Annotated in this window: 16 protein-coding genes; 11 read left to right on the top strand and 5 right to left on the bottom strand. The window is 66.6% G+C overall.

Features of this window, described 5'->3' with window-relative positions; genetic code table 11:
- Window positions 1-71 precede the first annotated feature (71 nt).
- The 6 genes from AC3A6Y_RS23780 to AC3A6Y_RS23755 all read left to right on the top strand — a co-directional run bounded on the left by AC3A6Y_RS23780 (window position 72) and on the right by AC3A6Y_RS23755 (window position 5,438).
- Entirely contained in the window at window positions 72-1,058 is a 987-nt protein-coding gene (locus AC3A6Y_RS23780) for a Bug family tripartite tricarboxylate transporter substrate binding protein (protein WP_487870708.1), read from the top strand.
- Window positions 1,059-1,129: 71 nt separating this feature from the next.
- Window positions 1,130-2,320, top strand: a complete 1,191-nt coding sequence (locus AC3A6Y_RS23775) for a serine hydrolase domain-containing protein (protein ID WP_487870707.1) — start codon at window positions 1,130-1,132, stop codon at window positions 2,318-2,320.
- 19 nt (window positions 2,321-2,339) lie between these two features.
- Complete coding sequence (locus tag AC3A6Y_RS23770) at window positions 2,340-3,359, top strand: NADP-dependent oxidoreductase (protein ID WP_487870706.1); 1,020 nt, start codon at window positions 2,340-2,342, stop codon at window positions 3,357-3,359.
- Complete coding sequence (locus AC3A6Y_RS23765; protein WP_487870705.1) at window positions 3,356-4,165, top strand: SDR family NAD(P)-dependent oxidoreductase; 810 nt, start codon at window positions 3,356-3,358, stop codon at window positions 4,163-4,165. Before AC3A6Y_RS23770 ends, AC3A6Y_RS23765 begins: the two co-directional genes overlap by 4 nt.
- A gap of 10 nt (window positions 4,166-4,175) precedes the next feature.
- On the top strand, window positions 4,176-4,925 hold the full coding sequence (locus tag AC3A6Y_RS23760) for an EthD family reductase (protein WP_487870704.1): 750 nt from the start codon (window positions 4,176-4,178) through the stop codon (window positions 4,923-4,925).
- A 57-nt stretch (window positions 4,926-4,982) separates the two neighbouring features.
- Entirely contained in the window at window positions 4,983-5,438 is a 456-nt protein-coding gene (locus AC3A6Y_RS23755) for a universal stress protein (RefSeq protein ID WP_487870703.1), read from the top strand.
- Between the two features lie 249 nt (window positions 5,439-5,687).
- On the opposite strand, the gene AC3A6Y_RS23750 is transcribed toward AC3A6Y_RS23755, so the two are convergent.
- Window positions 5,688-6,041, bottom strand: a complete 354-nt coding sequence (locus tag AC3A6Y_RS23750; protein ID WP_487870702.1) for a cytochrome C — start codon at window positions 6,039-6,041, stop codon at window positions 5,688-5,690.
- Window positions 6,042-6,044: 3 nt separating this feature from the next.
- Window positions 6,045-6,218, bottom strand: a complete 174-nt coding sequence (locus AC3A6Y_RS23745) for a hypothetical protein (RefSeq protein ID WP_487870701.1) — start codon at window positions 6,216-6,218, stop codon at window positions 6,045-6,047.
- A 462-nt stretch (window positions 6,219-6,680) separates the two neighbouring features.
- On the opposite strand from AC3A6Y_RS23745, the gene AC3A6Y_RS23740 reads away from it, so the two are divergent.
- Window positions 6,681-7,865 (top strand): Bug family tripartite tricarboxylate transporter substrate binding protein, encoded by a 1,185-nt coding sequence (locus AC3A6Y_RS23740; RefSeq protein WP_487870700.1) that lies wholly within the window; start codon window positions 6,681-6,683, stop codon window positions 7,863-7,865.
- Here the strand turns inward: AC3A6Y_RS23740 and AC3A6Y_RS23735 are convergent.
- From AC3A6Y_RS23735 to gorA, 3 genes are all read right to left on the bottom strand, one after another.
- Window positions 7,859-8,614, bottom strand: coding sequence for an IclR family transcriptional regulator domain-containing protein (locus AC3A6Y_RS23735; protein WP_487870699.1), 756 nt, complete (start codon window positions 8,612-8,614; stop codon window positions 7,859-7,861). The genes AC3A6Y_RS23740 and AC3A6Y_RS23735 overlap by 7 nt on opposite strands.
- Window positions 8,611-9,519, bottom strand: a complete 909-nt coding sequence (locus AC3A6Y_RS23730) for a LysR family transcriptional regulator (protein WP_487870698.1) — start codon at window positions 9,517-9,519, stop codon at window positions 8,611-8,613. The genes AC3A6Y_RS23735 and AC3A6Y_RS23730 overlap by 4 nt, the downstream gene beginning before the upstream one ends.
- Window positions 9,520-9,585: 66 nt before the next feature.
- Window positions 9,586-10,944 carry a glutathione-disulfide reductase gene (gorA, locus tag AC3A6Y_RS23725; RefSeq protein ID WP_487870697.1) on the bottom strand — a complete coding sequence of 453 codons (1,359 nt, stop codon included), beginning with the start codon at window positions 10,942-10,944 and terminating at the stop codon, window positions 9,586-9,588.
- A gap of 327 nt (window positions 10,945-11,271) precedes the next feature.
- On the opposite strand from gorA, the gene AC3A6Y_RS23720 reads away from it, so the two are divergent.
- The 4 genes from AC3A6Y_RS23720 (at window position 11,272) to AC3A6Y_RS23705 (ending at window position 17,101) form a co-directional block, all read left to right on the top strand.
- Window positions 11,272-12,021, top strand: coding sequence for a glutathione S-transferase family protein (locus tag AC3A6Y_RS23720; RefSeq protein WP_487870696.1), 750 nt, complete (start codon window positions 11,272-11,274; stop codon window positions 12,019-12,021).
- 1 nt (window position 12,022) lies between these two features.
- Complete coding sequence (locus AC3A6Y_RS23715) at window positions 12,023-13,249, top strand: FAD-dependent monooxygenase (RefSeq protein WP_487870695.1); 1,227 nt, start codon at window positions 12,023-12,025, stop codon at window positions 13,247-13,249.
- Window positions 13,250-13,262: 13 nt separating this feature from the next.
- A complete protein-coding gene (locus AC3A6Y_RS23710) occupies window positions 13,263-14,237 on the top strand; it encodes a LysR family transcriptional regulator (RefSeq protein WP_487870694.1) in 975 nt (324 codons plus the stop codon).
- Between the two features lie 62 nt (window positions 14,238-14,299).
- Window positions 14,300-17,101, top strand: coding sequence for an ATP-binding protein (locus AC3A6Y_RS23705; RefSeq protein ID WP_487870693.1), 2,802 nt, complete (start codon window positions 14,300-14,302; stop codon window positions 17,099-17,101).
- The last annotated feature ends 80 nt before the right edge of the window (window positions 17,102-17,181 follow it).

Below are 17,181 nucleotides of genomic sequence, written 5' to 3'. Positions count from 1 at the left end.
ATCCTCGGCCCCAACGGCGGCTACACGACCTGAGCGCCGCCCCCCCAACCCGTGCCCCTGGAAGATCAAACATGAATATTTCTCGTCGACAGGCCATGCGCATGTGTGCCGCCGCCGCAGCCGCCATGTCGGTGGGCCTCGCCTCCCCCGCGTGGTCCTGGACCGGCAAGCCGGTGAAGCTGCTCGTGCCCGCGCCCGCGGGCGGCGCCATGGACATCGTGGCGCGCTCGCTGGCCGACCAGATGGCGGCCTCTCTCGGCCAGCCGGTGATGGTGGACAACAAGCCCGGTGCAGGCGGGCAGATCGCGATGCAGGCTCTGCTTGCCGCGCCGGCCGACGGCCAGACCCTCATGCTCACGGCGAACAACGTGATCACCGAAATCCCGCACGTGATGAAGCCTGCGTTCGACCCGTTGAAGGACTTCAGGCCGCTCGCGACCGTGGCCAAGAACACGATGGTGCTGGTGACGAACCCTGCGCTGCCCGCCAAGGACATCAAGGAGCTCATCGCCTTCCTGAAGACCAAGCCGGGCACGGGCAGCTTCGCCACCTACAGCGCAGGCACCGTCTCCCACTACGCCGGCATGATATTCAACCAGAAGGCCGGCCTCGACCTTCAGCACGTGCCGTTCGCGGGCTCGCCGCCCGCGCTCGTGCAGGTGATGGGCGGGCAGATCGACATCATGTTCGACGGCCTGTCCACCTCGCTGCCGCAAGTGCGCAGCGGCAAACTGCAAGCGGTCGGGGTCGCTTCGGGCGCGCGCACGCCGCTGCTGCCGAACGTGCCGACGTTTGCCGAACAAGGCTATCCGGAGATCGATTTCACCAACTGGTTCGGCGTCTACGTGGCATCCGGCGTGCCGGGCGCCGCCGCCGACCAGATCGCCGCCGAAGTGCGCAAGGCCGCTGCCACCGTGAAGTTCAAGGACCGCATCTTGGCCGCCGGTTTCGACGGCACGATCGAGGAGACGCCGGCGCAGCTCGCCGCGTTGCTCAAGGCCGACTACGAACGCAACGGCGCGATCGTCAAGGCGTTCGGCATCAAGCTGAACCAGTAGTGACAAACGCATGGCTGCTGAAACCTTCCTTGTCACCGGCGCGCTCGGTTGCCTCGGGCAGGACGCGACTCATGCCTGAAGTGCAGCGGCTGCGCGAACGCCTGCAAGCCGACACGGCGTGCGGCGCGCTGGCGGGCGCCGTCGTGCTCGTCACGCGGCGCGGCCAGGTCGCTTGGCATGAAGCATTCGGTCTGGAAGACCCGGCGCGGGCCTGTCCCATGCAGCTGCACTCCGTGTTCCGGATCGCCGCCATGACCCGGCCGATCGTCGCGGTAACGGCGCTCGCGCTGGTCGAAGAGGGCTGGCTCGCCCTTGGCGATGCGGTCGCCGATCACCTGCCCGAATTCGCCCGCGTTCAGGTCGGCGTGGAGCGGGTAGATGCCAACGGCGAGCGGAGTCTCTCCTTGCGCCCGCCGGTGCGGCCCATGACCGTGCTCGACCTGCTGCGCCACACCTCGGGCCTCACCTACGGCATGTTCGGCGACTCGCTGGTGCAGCGGATGTACCGCGCGGCCGGCGTGATGGATGCCGACCAGGACAACGCGCAGATGGCCAGAAAGCTCGCCGCGCTGCCACTGCAATGCGACCCCGGCGCGCAGTTCGAATACGGCATGTCGACCGACCTGCTCGGCAGCGTGCTGGAGGTCGTGTCGGGCCGCGCACTCGATGAACTGGTGGCGCAGTACGTTACCGGCCCGCTCGGCCTGACCGACACCGGCTTCCGGGTGAACCCGCGCCGCGGCGCCGGCATCGCGCGGGCACGCAGCGGCGCCGGCGTACCGCCGCCGGTGCTGTTCGACTACGACCCCGCTCGTCCACCGCGCTGGTGTTCGGGCGGTGCGGGGCTGCTCTCCACCGCGGCTGACTATGCGCGCTTCTGCGAGATGCTGCTCCAAGGCGGCACGCTCGATGGCGTGCGCGTGCTGTCGCGGGAATCCGTGGACCTGATGCTCGCCGACCACCTGCCGCCCGGCATCGCCTTCGGTGCCTCGACGCCCTGCCTGGGCATCAATGCGCCCACACCGGCGCTCGGGCAAGGGCACGGGCTCGGCGTCGGCGTTCGCTGTCAGCCGAAGCTCGCGCCCGTTCCCGGATCGGTGGGCGACTTCTTCTGGGGCGGCGCGCTCGGCACCTACTTCTGGGCCGACCCGCGCCAACAGCTCGTAGCGGTGCTGATGCTGCAGGACAACGATATGGCGGTGCGCGCGCGCTACCGCGAACTGCTGCGCCATGCGGTCTATGCCGCGCCCGATAGCCATTGAACCTCTTTTCGGAGATGCCATGAACCAATTGATCAATCGCCGCTGGGTACTGCGCCGCCGCCCCGAGGGCGAGATGCGCAACGACGACCTCGAACTGGTGGAGGCACCGGTGCCCAAGCCGCGCGATGGCGAAGTCCTGGTGCGCAACGTGTACCTGATGATCGCCCCCACCAATCGTGTGTGGATGAGCGATATCGAGCAGTACATGGCGCCGGTGGGGCTCGGCGACGCGATGCGCGGGATGACGATGGGCGTGGTGGTGGAGTCCGGGAACCCCGCGATTCGCCCGGGCGACCTGGTCGAAGGACCCATGGCGTGGGAGGAATACTCCATTGCGAAACAGGTGCGCCGCGTGCAGGTCGAGCAAGGCTTGCCGCTGTCGGCGTTCGCCAGCGTGCTGGGAAGCTCCGGCCTCACGGCGTACTTCGGCATGACCGACGTCGCGCGGCCCCGTGCCGGCGAGACGGTCGTCGTCTCCGCCGCCGCCGGCGGCGTGGGCTCGATCGCCGCGCAGATCGGCAAGTTGCTCGGCTGCCGCGTGGTGGGCGTGGCGGGCGGCGAGCGCAAGTGCGAGTACGTGCAGCAGAAGTTCGGCCTCGACGCCTGCGTGGACTACAAAGCGGGGCGTGTGGCGCAGGACCTGCGTGCCGCATGCCCGAACGGCATCGACGTGGACTTCGAGAATGTCGGCGGCGACGTGATGGACGCGGTGCTGGAGCAGATCAATGTCGGCGCGCGCATCGCGATGTGCGGCATGATCTCCAGCTACAACGCGACGGGGGACTGGTGGAGTCCGCGCATGTTCCGCAACGTCATCATGCGGCGCGCGACGATTCAGGGCTTCCTGATCGCCGACTATGCGCCGCGCTTCGCAGAAGGCGTTGCCCAGCTCGCGCAGTGGGTGCGCGACGGCAGCCTGAGCTACAGCGTGGACATCGTGGACGGCATCGAGCGGGCACCCGAGGGCTTCCAGCGCTTGTTCACCGGCGCCAACTACGGCAAGCAGCTGGTGCGCGTTTCGCCGGAGCCTGCACTGTGAGCGCCTCTCGCATGGACGCCCTGCCGCTGTCCGGCGGCGCCGCCATCGTGACAGGAGGCGCTTCCGGCATCGGGCTGGCAATTGCACGTGCGCTTGCGCAACGCGGCGTCGACCTGGCTCTGGCCGATGTCGACGCAGCCGGGCTCGAATCCGCGCGCGCGGAACTGACGGGGCAAGGGCGTCGGGTGGTGACGCGTGTGGTCGACGTATCCGACGACGAGCAGGTGCGCGCGGCCGCCCTCGAGTTCGACGCGGCGCTCGGACCGATCCACCTGCTGTTCAGCAACGCCGGCATCGACATGAGCGGCCGGCTCGATGCGCTCACGCTCGCCGACTGGCAGCGCGCATTCGGCATCAACGTGTTCGGTGTCGTACACGGCCTGCGCCACTTCCTGCCGCTGCTGCAGCGGCACGGGCGGCGCGCGCACGTGGTCAACACGGCTTCGGGCGCGGGCTTCTGGATGAACGACGCGGTGGACATGGGGGCGTACGCCGCCACCAAGTACGCGGTGGTGGCGATCAGCGAGGCGCTGGAGCGCGAGCTGGCGGGCACGCCGGTCGGCGTGTCGGTGCTGTGCCCCGGGCCGGTGGCCACGCCCATTGCCGATCGCTCCACCCATACGACCGCGCAGATGCGCGCCAGCATCGCGGCGGGCACGCCGCCCGACGCTGTCGCGCAGATGCTGCTCGATGCCATGGCGCGTGGCGACTTCTTCGTATTCACGCCGACCGGTATGGCCCCGCGGCTGCAACAGCGCCACGAACGTATTCTCGACGCGCTGGCACAAGTGCCGGCCCTGGTCTGAGGGCGTGGCGATGCCGCTGCACCTGATCTTCCTGTTTCGCAGCCGCCCCGACACGAGTCGGGCCCGGTTCCTGGAGCACTGGACGGTGCGGCACGCTCCGCTGGTGGCCGCCCTGCCGCAGGTGCGCGCCTACGTGCGCAACGTCATTGCGCCGGTTGCTGCCCCGTCACAGCCCTGGCAGGGTGTGGAAGAGCTCTGGGTCGATGACGAGCGCGCCGCGGACGAACTGTTCGCAAGCGAGGCGTGGCGCCGGGGTCCGTTGGCCGACGAGTCGAACTTCGTCGACACGAAAGCGGTGCTGCGCCTGCGGGTGAGCGACCACGCGGTGATCGCGGGCGTGCCGATCGCGCGCGACGAGACCTTGCCCAAGCGCATGACCTTCTTCCGGCACAAGCCCGGCACGACGCGCGGCGAGGCGCTGCACTACTGGCGCCACCAGCATGGGCCGCTGGCGGCATCGGCACCCGGCGTGCGCCGCTACGTGCAGAGCACGGTGGCCGCGGACGAAGCCAACGGGTCGCCGTTCGATGGCGTCGCGCAGATCTGGCTTGAAAGCGATGCCGCGCTCGGTGCACTGGCCGCTTCGGCGCTGTTTCGCGAACGCATCAAGCCCGACGAGGCGAACTTCGTGGCCGTCGAGCACAACCTCACGCTGGCCGTGCACGAGCAGCGCGAGGTCTGGCCCGCGCAGGCCGGCGCGATCGCATGCGCAAATGTTGATGCAGCGCAAATGCGAAGAGGCGCCGGTAGCGAAGAATGAATCGGCTCGTCGACGAAGCCGGCGGCGGGTGAGCTCAAGACGAAACGAGGAAATGCCATGTACCAACATATTCTGGTTCCCCTGGATGGCAGTGCCACCGCCGAACGCGGGCTGCGCGAAGCACTGCGGCTCGCCGCCGAGCAGAAGGCCAAGCTGCATCTGCTGCACGTGATCGAAGACTTTCCCATGCTGATGGAAATGTCCTCGGCCGTCAGCTTCGACGCCATGATGCGAGAGGTGCGCGAGTATGGCGAGAACGTGCTGTCGAAGGCGCAGGCCGCAGCCACCGCAGCGGGCGTCACGGCAGAGACTGCCGTGCGCGAGGTGACACGCGGCCGCATCGCGACGGTCGTGGTCGACGAGGCACGCAGCTCGGGCTGCGACCTGATCGTGATGGGCACGCATGGGCGACGAGGCTTCAACCGCTTGGCGCTCGGCAGCGACGCCGATCTGGTCGTGCGCGAGAGCCCCGTACCTGTCCTGCTGGTGCGTGACGATCCGGAACGGTCCTGACCGCCTGAGTTCTGAGGCGCGCGTTGCCGCCGCGGTCTTGATGTGCCTCAAACCGCGCGCTCCACACGCCTACGCTTGCGCCATTCAGATCAGCCGAGGCATGGAGAGCGCGCGAGGCACGGCGCGCATGGTCTCGAGCACGTCGTTGGCACGCACGCCCCCCGCCTGCGATCTGATCTTTCACCATGGGGACGCGAAGTCGCCCAACGTCGATGTGTGACACAGCTTCTCAACAAGCCGGGTTTCGCTTCAGCACGCATACCGCGGCAGCGGTCTTCCGGGAGGTCGACTGCCAGCTTCGCACGACACCCGACCGGGCTGAGGAAAGCGATAGAACTCCTCGTTGAGGTACCTCGCGACCTCCGCCACGTCATCGTCGCTCCAAGCGAGCGCCGCGTCCGACTGCCATCGCCAGACCTGCGCTTTGAGAGTGGTCCAGTCCGTGGCGAGCCTTTTCCGTCGCCAATGAACCTGCTCTGTATGACAGGCGATGCAGTGGGTGGCGTACAGCAGCGCGCCGCGTGACTGGGCCAGGGCCGGGGCGCTCGGCGCCAGGAGCGCGAGCGCCGCGGCGAAGCCGTAGCAGGCCAAGGATGTCTTCATGATTCACTCCTGCATCTGGCGCCGGACCTTCAGTGGTTCGTGACCACCGATCTCCGAGCCTACGACGCCGACGATGCCGCCTGCGACCATTCCGGCCTGCTCACGCGGCAGCGGTGAAGTGCATGCATCCAGCAGCGCGGCTGCCAATGCGCCTGCAAGAATAGATCTGCTTCCCATCTGAGCTTCTCCTGAACGCTGTCCGAGGGCCGGCGATGTGGCTTGGATCTGGATGATGCTAAGCACTGGATCGGGCGCCGCCGTTGATCTGCATCAAAATTTGTCGGTGGTGCTGGTATCGCCCATCTGGGGACTTCAACTCGCTGGTCCGATGCGCAGCTTCGTGGCGAAATAGCGCGACGGCTTGCCCAAAGTGGCCGTCGCATCGGTCATGGGCGGCCGCGGCGCACCCAATGCGAGCGGCGGAGATCGGCCGCATCATCGGTCCTGCTCCCATCTTGACTACCGCATTCACCGTTCGAGAGTTCGACGATGGCAGCTTCGCCACGCGTCTGCACGGTTTCCGCACAGCACTGCGCAGCTCGATCGAGCCGGGGGCCGTCGTTCGGCCGGTGATTCTGTCTCCGCAAGCAGCCTGATGCATCTTGCTCGGAGATCCTGGAGGGAAGGATCTCCGCGCCGATGAAGCGCTGGGCGGACGAAGCGGCATGCTCCTCCGCCGGATGGGCCGCCAATCTCAAGTCGTGGATCTCCCTCGACAGATCGAGCGCATCGCCATCGTGCTTCGCGATATTGCGCATCGCAGCGGTCGGCTTTCCCCGCCGACGTCTAAGCGATAGATTCGTGTTGGCGGTCCTATGCACCCGCCCACCCGAAATCACGAGGAGACGAACCATGCCAATCCACCAACGTGCGCTGCTGGCCTTTGCCGTGCTGGCAATGACGTGCAACGTCGCGCTTGCGCAGGCTTTCCCATCCAAGCCGATCCGGCTCATCGTCCCCTTTCCGCCGGCTTCCAATCCGGACATCCTTGCGCGGCTGGTGGCCGAATCGGCCGCTGCACGACTGAAGCAGCCCATCGTCGTCGACAACAAGCCCGGGGCCGGCGGCATGCTCGGCTCTGATGCCGGCGCCAAGGCCCAACCCGATGGCTACACCTTGCTCGTGGGGGACTCGGGCCCGCTTGCCATCGCGCCCTGGCTTTATGCCAAGGTCCCTTACATCCCCGGCAAGAGTTTTGTCGCGGTCGCCGGGCTCGTGGCGGTTCCCATCGTGATGGTCGTCCCTCAAGGCTCCGGTGCAAGCTCACCCGGCGACCTGGTTGCGCAGGCGAAGTCTCGCCCCGAGCATCTGCTCTACGGCTCACTCGGCGTCGGTTCCATCCACCACCTGGCCGTCGAGGTCCTCTCAGCGACAGCGGGGATCAAGCTCACGCATATCCCGTACAAAGGCAACGCGGAGCTGGCGGCCGCGGTCGTGAACGGCGATGTGCAGGTGGCCTTCAGCGGAATTCCCTCGGTTCACGCCTTCGTCAAGGACAGCAGGCTCCGTGCCATTGCGGTCAGCACGGCGCACCGCTCGGCTGTGCTGCCCGACGTGAAGACGATGCAGGAGCAAGGCATTGCCGGGTTCGAAGTGGCCCCGACCATCGGCATCGTCGCACCCGCAGGCGTGCCCGCCGATCGGCGGAAGATCCTGGAGGAAGCATTCCTTGCGGCCTTGAATGACCCGAAGCTCTCGGAACGCATCGACGGGCTGGGCATGATGCGGCGCCCCGCGGACGGCGCCGCCTACCACGCCATCATCGCTTCGGAACTGGAGCGCTACGGACGCATCCTGAAAGCCGCGGGCGTTCAGCCTCAGTGAGGTCGAGCCAGGACCGCAGCGATGCTCGCGGCACAGGCGCGCAATAGGGGCTCGTAGCGAACGATCACCTCTTCGGGCTTCAACGCCGATGCGATATAGGTGACCGCGATGCAGCAGTGGGCAACGCCGTCCAACAGCACCGGCACCGCGATGCTGTTGGTCTCGCGCATGAAACCCACCTCGCGCATCGCGTAACCGTCGTTGCGCACGCGCTCCAGCATCCGGCGCGCGTCCTGACGTTCCTGCGCATTCCTGCCTTCACCCGGAAGCAGTCGTTCGAGCACTTGATCGCGGTCGGCAGCATCCCGGTGCGCGAGATAGGCGCGGCCGCAGGCCGTCACGAGCAGCGGGATGCGCAGGCCGACAGCCACCTTGTCGAACGTCCATGGGCTCACGCGCCGGGTGGTCCGGCACATGATCATCGTGTCATCGAAGAAGCAGAACAGGTCCGTGGGCCAGACCACCTTACGTTGAAGTTCGTCGAGAAGCGGGCCTGCAAGCTCGGTGATCCATGCTTCCTCGTCGTAGCCGGCGCTGAGCTGCTGAACGAGAGGCGTCAGGCGAAGAGATTCCGATGCCAAGTCGTAACGCAGGTAGCCGGCCTCCTCCAGGGTGCGCACGATGCGATAGACGGCTGGCCGGGAGATGCCCGCCGCCTGCGCAATGCGCGAGATGCCGGCACCCGGTAGGGCGTTGATCGTGCGCAGCACGGTCAATGCGCGCGCCACGCCGCGACTCGTCTCGCTCATGGCGCGGGCCGCCCGAACAGCCGCGCGACCAATCCGCGCAGCCAGCGGTTGCCGGGGTCCTCGTGCTGGCAGCGGTGCCAGTGCTGCTTGACGTCATATTGCGGGAAGGGATATGGCGCTTGCTTCACCGCCAGCAGCGGGTTGTCGCTGAGCACCTCGGCGATCGATTCACTGACCGTGGCGACCAGGTTCGTGGCCGCGATGACGTGCGGGATGCCAAGAAAATGCGGGCAGCGCAGCAGTTGCCGGCGACGAATGCCATGGTCGCGCAAGTACTGTTCGACGATGTCGTGCGTGCGGCTTTCCGTGTTCACCACAGCGTGCGGAAGATCGACAAAATTCGCTGCTGTCAACGGGGTTCCCGCAACCGGGCTGTTGCTACTCACCAGACACGCAAAACCGTGCGAGAACAGCCGCTGCTGGAAGACGTCGGTTCCGTCGAGGTCCGGGAAGAAGCCGAGCACCAGATCGACCTCGCTGCGCTGCAGTGCGCCGGCCAGCTCGCGCGGCGTCATCGACACCGTGATCACGTCGACGCCTGGCGCGCGGAGGGCCAGCTGCGCAAGCAGTTTCGGCAGGAAGGTCACCTCGCCGATGTCGGACATGGCCAGCGTGAAGGTGCGGCTCGACACGGCTGCATCGAAGGCCGGCGCCACGAGGACATGCTCGCGTACCGTGCCGAGCAGCGACTGCACGACCGGCGCCAGTTCCACAGCCCTGGGCGAGGGTTGCATGCCTCCTTGCGACTTCACGAAGAGGGGGTCCCCCAGTTGTTCGCGCAAGCGCTTGAGCGCATGAGACAACGCCGGCTGGCTGATCCCCAGTTCTTCGGCCGCGCGTCCCAGGTGGCGGTGGCGCCAGAGGGCGTCGAATGTGCGCAGAAGGTTCAGATCGAACTGATCCATGTTCCGAGTGGCGGTGGCCCGCTTGGCAGGAAGAGGGGCCTGCATACTACCGCTGCCGCGCTGTCGTCAGCCCGCCACCGGTACCCGAAGCGTGACGAACTCCTCGGCGACCGTCGGATGGATGCCGAGGGTGGCATCGAATTGGGCCTTGGTGGCACCGGCCCGAAGCGCGACGGCGAAGCCCTGCACCACCTCGCCGGCATCCTCGCCCACCATGTGCAGCCCGACCACGCGCTGGGTTGGAGTGTCGACCACGAGCTTGACCAACGTTCGGCTGGGGCGTCCGCTCAGCGTGTGTTTGAGGGCTTTGAAACTGCTGCGATAAATCGACACCTCCCCGCAGCGCAGCCGCGCCTCGGCCTCGGTCCAACCGACTGTCGCGATGTTGGGGTGCGTAAAGACAGCCGTGGGGATGGAGTCGTAGTCCATGCGCCGGGTGCCGTGGCCGAACAGTTGGTCGACCAGGACCATGGCTTCTGCCGTCGCCACCGGCGTCAGCTGCACCCGGCTGCTTACGTCACCGACCGCGTGGATCGAGGGCACCGAGCTGCGCTGGCGATCATCCACTCGGATTGCACCGTTGTCCGCCAGAACGACGCCGGCCGCCTCCAGCCCGAGGCCTCGCGTATTCGGCTCCCTGCCTGTGGCGCAGAGCACAGCGTCGGCCGTCACGCAGGAGCCGTCTGAAAGCCGCGCGATGAAGCCGCCGTCGCAAGATGCCACCTCGACCATGGTGCGGCCGAGCCGCAGGTCGATGCCGGCTTCGAGCATCTCACCTGCGACAAAGCTTCGCACGTCCTGGTCGAAGCCACTCAGCACCGCGGCGCCGCGATGCACCTGCGTGACGCGTGCGCCCAGCCCGCCGAAGATCGATGCGAACTCGCACGCGATATAGCCGCCGCCCAGTACGAGGAGCGTCCGGGGAAAGCAGGCAAGGTCGAACATGTCGTCCGAGCTCAGCAACAGCTGCTTCCCGGGAATGTCGGGCAGCCTTGGCCGTCCGCCGGTGGCAACCAGGATGTGTCGCGCGCGCCAGCTGATGCCGTCCACGTACACAGTGTGCGGATCCAGCACCTCGGCGCGGCCCCTGTGGAGCTGCACGCCCGCACTCTCCAGCAAGCCGCCATAGACGCTGTTGAGGCGTGCAATTTCCGCAGCCCGGTTGCGCTTGAGCACCTCCCAATCGAAGACCGGCGCCTGCGGCAGCGTCCAGCCGAAGCCGGCGGAATCCTTGAACGCTTCCGCATAGTGTGCCGCGTAGCTGTACAGCTTCTTGGGAATGCACCCGACATTCACGCATGTGCCGCCCAGCGGCTTCGGCTCTGCCAAGCCCACCCTTTCGCCTTGGGCGGCAGCCATCCGGGCTGCCCGCACACCGCCGCTGCCGCCTCCGATCACATACAGGTCGAAATCAAACTGTGTCACTGGATCACGTCGTCCGGTTGGGCGGCCGGAGCGGCTCGCTGGTGTGCTGCGCGTCGGCGCATGGAAGCAGGCAGCCGTAGTTCAAGTGATGGTCCGATGGTCGTTGCGGTGGAGCAGCAACTATTGCGGGGGGCCGGCGCCCTGGCAAGCCGATGCGGTGCAAGACCGTCATTCGTCAGGCGAATCAGCTTCAAGTTCGGACGGCCCGCTGCACGACCGTTGGGTTGTCCGCACCGCGGACGACTCGGCAGAGCAGCGTTGACCGTCCGGCACGTGTCTTTCTAACCTGCACTCCCCGCAACCATTTCGACGATGAAGGAAAAAATCATGCTGGAGCTGTATCACGACTGGCGCTCGTTCTGCTCGATCAAGGTCCGCCTGTGCATGGCGGAAAAGAAGCTGGCGTGGGAGAGCCGCTACGTCGACCTGATGAAGCTCGAACACACCAGGCCCGAGTACCTTGCCATCAATCCGAACGGCCTGGTCCCCACGCTCGTGCACGATGGTGTGCCGATCCACGAGAGCACGCTGATCAACGAGTACCTGGAGGAGGTATTCCCAGACGTGCCGCTCATGCCCGAGGACCCGGTGGAGCGAGCCCGCGCCCGCTTCTGGGTGAAGTACGAGGACGACGTGCTGCACCCCGCGATCCGACCGGCCACCTTTGCAATGATGATGGCGCCCGAACTGGCCGATCGAACCGACGATGAGCTGGCTGCCATGGTCGAGGCACATCCGAACAAGCAGCGAGCCGAGGAACTCGTGCGTGCCGCGCGCAGCCCGGTGGATGAAGCCAAGGTCGAAGCTGCCCGGCACACCATGCGAACCGCGCTCGACCGCCTCGAGCGACGTTTGACCGGGGCGCCCTGGCTGGGTGGCACGACCTACTCGCTGGCCGATATCGCGGCCGCCCCCTTCATCGACCGCCTCGAAGAGCTGAACCTCTCGGGCCTGTGGGAGACGCGGCCCGCGCTGAAAGATTGGATCAACCGCACCAAGGCACGCCCGGCCTACCAGGCGGCCGTTCCAGACAACTCGCAGCGCTTCGTAGCCGCGTACCGGCACGTGGGAGGCTGAAATGCGCGGCTCGGCAACGATCAGGAATCCCCAACCCATCATCGTCTCAGGCGGCGGCATCGGCGGGCTGGCCTGCGCACTGGCGCTGGCGCAGAAGGGCTTCGGCGTCACCGTGTGCGAGCAGGCGCCCCAGTTCGGCCAGGTCGGCGCTGGCCTTCAGGTGGCACCGAATGCACTGTCGGTGCTGGATGCGCTCGGCGTCGGCGCGCCGATCAAGCAGCAGGCGGTGCTGCTCGAAGAGATGCTCATGATGGACGGAACCAACGGCGAGGCCGTGTTGCGCATTCCCTGCGACGCGCGATTCCGGCAGCGTTTCGGCAATCCGTACGCCGTGGCCCACCGGGCGGATGTGCACGGCGCCTTGCTGAGGGCCTGCGAGGCCCACGATGGCGTGCAACTGCTCACCGGCACTCGCATCACCCGCTATGAGCAGGACGCCGGTGGCGTCCTCGTGTCGACGGACAACGGCGAGACGCTGCGTGCCGCCGCGCTCATCGGCGCGGACGGCGTTCGCTCGCGCATTCGGCAACAGATGCTCGATGACGGCGATCCGGTGTGCGCCGGAGCTGTCATCTATCGGGCGCTCGTCCCGGCGGCACGCATGCCTTCGGACCTGCAGCACCCGCGCGCGACGCTGTGGGTCGGCCCCGACGCGCATCTCATCTACTACCCCGTGCGGGGCTGGACGGAATTCAACGTGGGTGCCACCGTCAATCGGGAAGTGGCAGGCATCGTGGAAGGAGAGGCATCCCGTGAGGAAGCGGAGATCGCATTCGCCGAATGGACGCAGGTTCCCCAGCGCGTCCTGTCGCTTTCCTCGAAGTACCAGCGCTACGTCATCCGACACCGCGAGCCGGTCGGCAACTGGACCGAAGGCAAGGTCACGCTGCTCGGAGATGCTGCGCATCCGATGGTGCAGTACATAGCACAGGGCGCGGCGATGGCCCTGGAGGACGCACTGTGTCTCGCTGCGGAACTGGACGCCGCCAATGGCTGCCATGAAACGGCATTCGCGCGCTACCAGGAATCACGCATCGTGCGAAGCGCCCGTGTGCAGATCTCGTCGGCCATGTTGGACCGGCTCTATCACGCGCGCGGCGTGGAGCGGCTGGTACGCAATTCCATGCTGGAGGGTCGATCGCCGGATGAGTCGCATGAGCGGCTGGCCTGGCTCTTCACGCCGCCACCTTACGTTCGCGACTGGGCACGCGAACCGCTGTCTTCCTGATCGCGCGGCAGCCATGGACATTCGCAGCCTGGATCTCAACCTGCTGCTCGTCTTCGACGCGCTGCTGCGCACGCGCAGCGTCACGGTCGCTGCAGAACAGACCGGCATGCGCCAGTCGTCCATGAGCGGAGCGCTCAAGCGCCTGCGCACGGCGCTCGAGGATCCGCTTTTCGTGAAGTGCGGATCGGGCATGGCGCCCACGGCGCTCGCGCTGGAACTGGCCGGTCCGGTTCAGGCCGGCCTTGCCCAGATCAAGGGTGCCCTTGCAGCCCGCGAGGCCTTCGATCCGGCCACCAGCGAGCGTCGCTTCGTGCTCTACATGAGCGACACGGCGCAGCTCGTGTTTCTGCCTTCGTTGCTGGAAGTGGTACGACGCGAGGCGCCCGGCGTCGAGATCCGAACCCGCCAGTGCGACATTCGGCAGGCCAACCGGATGATGGCCGAGGGCGGCATCGATCTGGCAGCGGGCTTTTTCCTGAGCATCGACGACTCGCTCCATCGAAGCACGCTCTTCGAGTCGCCGTACGCCATCATCGCCAGCACCGCCCATCCCTCGATCCAAGGCAGTTGCACGCTGGAGCAGCTCGCCGCCGCGCCCCATCTTGTCTACCGCCCGGCGGTGGGCAGCCATCGCGCCATCGACGAGCGGATCTTCGAACTTCTCGCGCAGTTCGCCAAGACGCGGCGCAGGGTGCTGGAGGTCAGCCATGGTCTCGGCCTGGCGGAGGTGGTCGCGCGCACGGACCTGGTGGCATGCATCCCGCGGCCACTCGCAGAGCTGTGCGCACGCGGCAACCGGGTTCAGGTGCTCCCCTTGCCCGTGACCATGCCGACGATGACCATTGCGCAGTACTGGCACGAGCGGGTGCATCGCGACGGTGGCTCCGTGTGGCTGAGGGGCCTGATGCGGCGCCTGTTTCGGGAAAGCTGGCACAACGACCATGCCGCTGTTGATTCGGCGTCCGACTTCAGCCACATTAGGTCCTGAGCGCCGGCGCCCGTGCGACAGAACCTCTCGTGATCTCGCCACCAGCATCGGAGCATTCGCAAATGACGACGAACACCACCGAAGCGGATCTGAGGTTCGGCTCCTTCCTGTTGTCGCCCCGGCGCAAAGTGCTGCTCGAGGGAGACAGGCCCGTGAGGCTGGGAAGCCGCGCCTACGATCTGCTCGTCGCGCTCGTGGAGCGCGCCGGGCAGGTTGTCAGCCGCAGGGAGCTCGAGGCACTGGTGTGGCCCGACACGGTCGTCGAGGAAACCAGCCTTCGCGTGCATGTGTCCGCGCTGCGAAAGGTACTGGGGGATGGACATGACGAAGCTCGCTTCATCACCAACGTGCCCGGTCGCGGCTATTGCTTCGTTTCACCCGTTGCCGCCTCGCCTTCGTCGCACGATGAGCATCATTGCCCTGTACCCACCTCGCACAACCTCCCTGTTCATCTGACTGCGATGATCGGCCGTTCCGACGCAGTCGAACAGTTGGCCGCGCTGTTGTCCGAGCGACGCTTCGTGACCATTGCAGGGCCCGGAGGCATGGGCAAGACCACCGTGGCGCTGGCCGTGGCGGAGCAATTGTTCGGCGTGTTCGGCGACGGTGTGCGCTTCGTCGACCTGGCACCGATCGCGGAGGAATCGAGGGTCGCGAATGTTGTCGCGACCGCCCTGGAGATCTCCACGACGCCGGAACACGCGCTACCCACCTTGTGCTCGTTCCTGCGCGACAAGAAGGTTCTAGTCGTTCTGGACAACTGCGAGCAGGTCATCGGCGCCGCGGCCACCGTGGCGGAGAGCCTTTTGAAGAGCGCCGCACGCCTGTCGATCCTGGCGACCAGTCGCGAACCGCTGCTTGCCGAGGGGGAGTGGGTCTACAGGCTGCCTCCGCTCCGGATGCCGTCGCCGTCGGAAGACCTGACCGCGGCCCGCGCCCTCGAGTTTCCCGCCATTCGGCTGTTTGCACAGCGAGCCAGTGCGGCCGTCGACGGCTACACGCTCTCCGACACCGACGCGCCGCTGCTGGGTCGTCTGTGTCGGCAGCTCGATGGCATCCCGCTTGCCATCGAGTTCGCGGCAGCACGCGTCGACAGCCTCGGGGTGCGCGGCTTGGCAGCCGATCTGAGTGACCGATTGCGCCTCCTGACGCGCGGCCGCCGCACCGATCTGCCGCGGCATCGGACCCTGAAGGCGACGCTCGACTGGAGCTTCAAGCTCTTGTCAATGCAAGAGCAGATCGTGCTGAGCCGCCTCGCCGTGTTCGTCGAAGCGTTCACGCTCGACGCGGCTCAGGCCGTGGCATCGGATGACAGGATCTCTCGCGGCGAGGTGGCGGAGTGCGTGATGAACCTGGTCTCCAAGTCGCTGATCTCCAGCTTCACAGGCGACAGCGTCATCCGGTATCGACAGCTGGAGACGACCCGCGCATACGCCATTGAACAACTCGTTGCCGGCATCGACAGCGCAAATGCCTCCTCGCGCCACGCCCTCTTCTTCCTTGAGCTGCTGACACGTGCCGAGGAAGACTGGAGGTCCATGCCGCGCGTCACATGGCTCGAAAGCTATTGCGGGAGCATGGAAGACGTCTGGACTGCCATCGGATGGTGCTTCTCGAATGACGCGCATGCCGGCGTCGGCGTGCGCCTCACGGCGGCTGCATTGCTGCCGGTCTACGAGCTCGGGCTGCTGGACGCACACTACGGCCGGATCGATCAGGCCCTTCAAAGAATCCACCTCCCGTCACCGGAGCAACCGGAGATCGAGATGCGGCTCAACGCGGCGCTCCTCTTCCCGGGAGGCCGCCTGGACTACCAGCGCCAGCCCTTGGCCGACGTGGTCGCGCGCAACCTGGCCCTGGCGCGCCGACTGCGCAAGCCGAAGTACCACGTGACTGCGTTGTACGGCTTGTGGGGCAAGCACTTCCGCGAGGGCAACTACGCGTCGGCCATCACCGTCGCGCGCAAGATGAAGGCGCGCGCGCAGGATGCAGCAGATCCGGAAGCGCTGCTGCTGTCGCAGCGCCTGCTGGCGCAGTCCGGCCACTTCATGGGCGATCACATCGAGGCTCTCGGCCATGCCCGCAGCGTGCTTCTCGATCCATCTCGAAGGCTGCCGCTCGAATATGTCAGCCCTGTTCCTCACTCTGTTGCAATGCGCATCGTGCTCGCGCGAATTCTGTGGCTCCAGGGCAATGCGGATCAGGCCCTCGCGATGGCAGACGAGTGCATGCAGCATGCGGCCGCGAACCCTTTCGCGTTCACCCAGTCTCTTGCGCTGGCGGCGTGTCCGATCGCACTGTGGCGAGGCGACGAGACGCGCGCCCGCGAGCTCGTGGACAAGCTGATCGAGCATTCGGCGCGACACCCGTCCGCCTACTGGCAATCTTGGGGGCACTGCTATCACGCGGTGTTGTCCTTCCAGAAGGTCGAGGCAACGTCCGCGCATCCGCAGTCTTCCGGGTTGCTGCCGGAAACCAGCAATGTGATGGTGCAAGATTGCATCGCGACCCTCTTCGAAGAACGCACTGGAGAGGTCGTTCTCCGGCGTGTGCTGGAAGGCCGTGTGGGATGGTGCGCCGCCGAGGTGCTGCGCCGTCATGGCGAAAGCATCCTGAAGCACGGCACGGAAGCGGCCGTTTCAGAAGCGGAATCCTTCTTCACGAGATCGTTGGAGATCTCGTGCAAACAAGGGGCGCTCGCCTGGGAACTGCGCGCCGCCATGAGCCTCGGGCGGCTGTGGCGTTCCAGCGGCCGCGTGACAGCGGCCGCTCAGCTCATTCGTGCGCCCTTTCAACGGTTCACCGAGGGCCTCGAGGATGTCGACCTTCGCACGGCACGCGTCCTGCTTGAAGAAATGGCCTAGCACCACGAGGCAACGGGCTTTGCCAGAAGGCGGCGGACGCCGTTCGCATCCCGGGCGTTGTCGGTTCCGCGGGCTTGACG

Source organism: Variovorax sp. Soil_C_17 (genome assembly GCF_057657265.1).
This window is presented reverse-complemented; position numbering and strand designations above follow the sequence as displayed.

What these genes read in the sequence shown, in the direction of transcription:
- AC3A6Y_RS23720 (WP_487870696.1), top strand. Translation starts at nt 11,272, where the DNA reads ATGCTGGAGCTGTATCACGACTGGCGCTCGTTCTGCTCGATCAAGGTC.
- AC3A6Y_RS23780 (WP_487870708.1), top strand. Translation starts at nt 72, where the DNA reads ATGAATATTTCTCGTCGACAGGCCATGCGCATGTGTGCCGCCGCCGCA.
- AC3A6Y_RS23760 (WP_487870704.1), top strand. Translation starts at nt 4,176, where the DNA reads ATGCCGCTGCACCTGATCTTCCTGTTTCGCAGCCGCCCCGACACGAGT.
- AC3A6Y_RS23775 (WP_487870707.1), top strand. Translation starts at nt 1,130, where the DNA reads ATGCCTGAAGTGCAGCGGCTGCGCGAACGCCTGCAAGCCGACACGGCG.
- AC3A6Y_RS23745 (WP_487870701.1), bottom strand. Translation starts at nt 6,218, where the DNA reads ATGGGAAGCAGATCTATTCTTGCAGGCGCATTGGCAGCCGCGCTGCTG.
- AC3A6Y_RS23710 (WP_487870694.1), top strand. Translation starts at nt 13,263, where the DNA reads ATGGACATTCGCAGCCTGGATCTCAACCTGCTGCTCGTCTTCGACGCG.
- AC3A6Y_RS23705 (WP_487870693.1), top strand. Translation starts at nt 14,300, where the DNA reads ATGACGACGAACACCACCGAAGCGGATCTGAGGTTCGGCTCCTTCCTG.
- AC3A6Y_RS23730 (WP_487870698.1), bottom strand. Translation starts at nt 9,519, where the DNA reads ATGGATCAGTTCGATCTGAACCTTCTGCGCACATTCGACGCCCTCTGG.
- AC3A6Y_RS23750 (WP_487870702.1), bottom strand. Translation starts at nt 6,041, where the DNA reads ATGAAGACATCCTTGGCCTGCTACGGCTTCGCCGCGGCGCTCGCGCTC.
- AC3A6Y_RS23715 (WP_487870695.1), top strand. Translation starts at nt 12,023, where the DNA reads ATGCGCGGCTCGGCAACGATCAGGAATCCCCAACCCATCATCGTCTCA.
- AC3A6Y_RS23770 (WP_487870706.1), top strand. Translation starts at nt 2,340, where the DNA reads ATGAACCAATTGATCAATCGCCGCTGGGTACTGCGCCGCCGCCCCGAG.
- AC3A6Y_RS23740 (WP_487870700.1), top strand. Translation starts at nt 6,681, where the DNA reads ATGAAGCGCTGGGCGGACGAAGCGGCATGCTCCTCCGCCGGATGGGCC.
- AC3A6Y_RS23755 (WP_487870703.1), top strand. Translation starts at nt 4,983, where the DNA reads ATGTACCAACATATTCTGGTTCCCCTGGATGGCAGTGCCACCGCCGAA.
- AC3A6Y_RS23735 (WP_487870699.1), bottom strand. Translation starts at nt 8,614, where the DNA reads ATGAGCGAGACGAGTCGCGGCGTGGCGCGCGCATTGACCGTGCTGCGC.